The following is a 2,561-nucleotide window of genomic DNA, read 5'->3' on the forward strand; positions in this document are numbered from 1 at the left end:
GGCGATCCCGGCACTGGCGGAGGAGGCGGTTCAGGCACTGGCGGAGGAAGCGAGCCGGACAATACCCCACCACCACTGACGCCAGAGCAAAATGCACAAAAGAAGCATCTTTACTTGGAAGATGTGACTGGGCTTGCAGAGATGGATATGTCTGTCGCGGATGAACCGGGCAATTCAGTGACCAATACCACAGTCTCGGAGTTCTGTGATATTTGTGCGGAGGACAAAAAACAACAAGAAAACTATCTCGATAGTATTGATCCAGGAACCCCTCGCTTTGGAAGTTCAGGATATGATTGGACAGGTGAAATTGCCTTCGATGTAACAGCTTTAGTAGCTGGGACTGTAGCTGTCTACAACGGTGCTGCGATTGCTGCTGCCGCTGAAGTTGATGCATTGGGAACAACTGTTTCAAGCTTTGCACCTAGAGCTGCTGCAGTTGTTGCTACGATGGCAAGTAAGGCTTGGGGATGGGTGGAAGATCTATTTTCCAAAGGCGAATCTGAGATAGAACAAGCTGTAACTAAGGGGACGGGTGAAGGGCAGAACATTGTTGGAACTACACACAACGAAATTCGTCCTACTCAAGATTATGTTAACCCGGAGAAAGTCGATGAATATGCGAATAAATTAAGTAATGGTGAACCTGTTGAACCTATTGAAGTCTATGATGCTCCAGACGGCGGAAGATATATTTCTGAAGGGCACCATAGATATGTTGCCAGTCAAGAAACTGGAATCCCCGTGGAAATGAATGTAAAGGAGGGTGGAGGGCCTATTGGACATCCTGATTGGTCTGAAGTCCAGTGGAAAGAATATGTTAACGAAGATCAATTTTGGGGTGACTAATAGTCAGAGGAGAGCGTATGAAACTAATAAGGAGTATTTCTTCAGACGGTATTAAATATATTGATGAGAATGGAATTGAAAAATATGTAGATTTTATTGAATGTAACGAGAATTGGATTAATTATAGAAAAAGAAAAGAAAATTTAAGTGATGAAAGAATTGAAAGCGTTAGGGGTAAGGATAAGTGTATAGGCCAGAGAGATAGTGGTACAAGCCCACGTTTTATTGAGTTTTTTACGAGACCTTTTACAAGATTTGAATTTGAAGGTCCCAATTCTGAACATGATTATGCACAACTAAGGGATAAAATTATTTCTTCTGGCTGGACTACCTTAGATTTAAGTTAAAGCTAATAACGGAACCTTGATTGGCTCGTGCCTTTCGAGGTTTCTTTTTTTAATGCAACGCCTCATTTCGAGAATCCATCTAAGAGGAACGATTCCTAAGAGAGATTGTTGAATCCGCCTATAGTCTAGGTTGCTTACAGATTGATCGTAGAGGCGTGAAGTGGTGGCGGGTATGGTCTGTTGTCGGTACTTCTCCTCTATGTTATACAGATACCATGATGGATAAGGGTTTTCGGCTTATCAGGCCGCCACCCGCCCGCTATTTTAGAGTGATTTAATGCATCGTGTAGCGAGTGAACAACGCCCGAACGGAATTACTACGACATATACCTACAACGAGAACAACTGGGTGACGAAGCTGGAGCACCGTGGTGAGGATCTGCACCGATCATATGCGTATACGTACGATAAAGCCGGCAATCGTATAGCGATGGCGGAAGAAGATGGAGCGGCGACGACGTATGCCTATGATGCATTGGATCGCTTGGTTAATGTCACATACCCTTTCGATAAAGACATGCGAATCGGTGATCAAGACGATGACAATAACAATGACAATAACGGTAATAATGGTAATGGTAATAACAGTAACGGCAATCATAGTGATCTTAGGCTTTCTACCTTGCTTCAATCGCTGTTTCCAAAAACAGTATCCAGCAGTGTCTATAACGCAACGTACAACGCTAATCAATTAGCAGTCACCGGCGCTGTATATGGAAGAAGCACTACAGCCCAATATGGCAGAGATTTTAACCTTGATGATTGGGCAAGGTTAAAGGAACTGGTGGAGGAGGAAGACAACGGCCACTATGTTCGCCCTGATTACGTCACGAATCCAGTGAAGAACGTGCAGTACGAATATGACGGAGTTGGCAATCGTACTCGAATGACGGCGGACGGCAAGGTGACGGCGTACGCGTATGACGGTGCGAATCGGCTTTTGTCGGCAGGTGAGGTTTCGTACCTATACGATACGAACGGGAATTTGACCGAGAAAAAAGGCGGTCCTGCACAGAAAGTAAGTTACAGCTATACAGGAGACAATCTCCTGAAAGGAGTGCAGGTTCTCGGCGGCACAGGAGTGGAGTTTGAGTACGATGCTTTCAGACGGAAAGTGAGTCGGACCGAAACGTACGTCGATCTTTCTGGACTTCTTGGGAAACTGACTTCGCAAGGTAATAAAAATGATGATGACAACGGAAATGGAAATGGGAACGGAAACAACGGAAACAACGGAAACAATAATGGAAACCATGGAAACGACTATAATTGGAACGGAATTAAGTTGCCGGATGAATGGAAAGACTTTTTCGGCGAAAGAACGACTCAATACCTGTACGATGGAATGGACGTTCTGAAGGAGTA

General features: G+C 44.6%; 3 protein-coding genes. All 3 read left to right on the forward strand.

The window, feature by feature from the left end:
• Nucleotides 1-849, forward strand: an 849-nt coding sequence (locus BLT91_RS30425) for a ParB N-terminal domain-containing protein (RefSeq protein ID WP_090828007.1), incomplete at its 5' end; no start/stop codon positions are given.
• A gap of 17 nt (nt 850-866) precedes the next feature.
• Nucleotides 867-1,196: a hypothetical protein gene (locus BLT91_RS30430; RefSeq protein WP_090828009.1), complete on the forward strand. Its 330-nt coding sequence runs from the start codon at nt 867-869 to the stop codon at nt 1,194-1,196.
• 277 nt (nt 1,197-1,473) lie between these two features.
• On the forward strand, nt 1,474-2,561 hold a 1,088-nt coding region (locus BLT91_RS30435; protein ID WP_141225126.1), incomplete at its 3' end, for an RHS repeat domain-containing protein.

This window comes from Paenibacillus sp. yr247, assembly GCF_900103825.1.
Lineage (GTDB): Bacteria > Bacillota > Bacilli > Paenibacillales > NBRC-103111 > Paenibacillus_E.

Excerpts from the sequence above, each read along its gene's own strand:
- BLT91_RS30430 (WP_090828009.1), top strand. The coding sequence starts at position 867 with ATGAAACTAATAAGGAGTATTTCTTCAGACGGTATTAAATATATTGAT.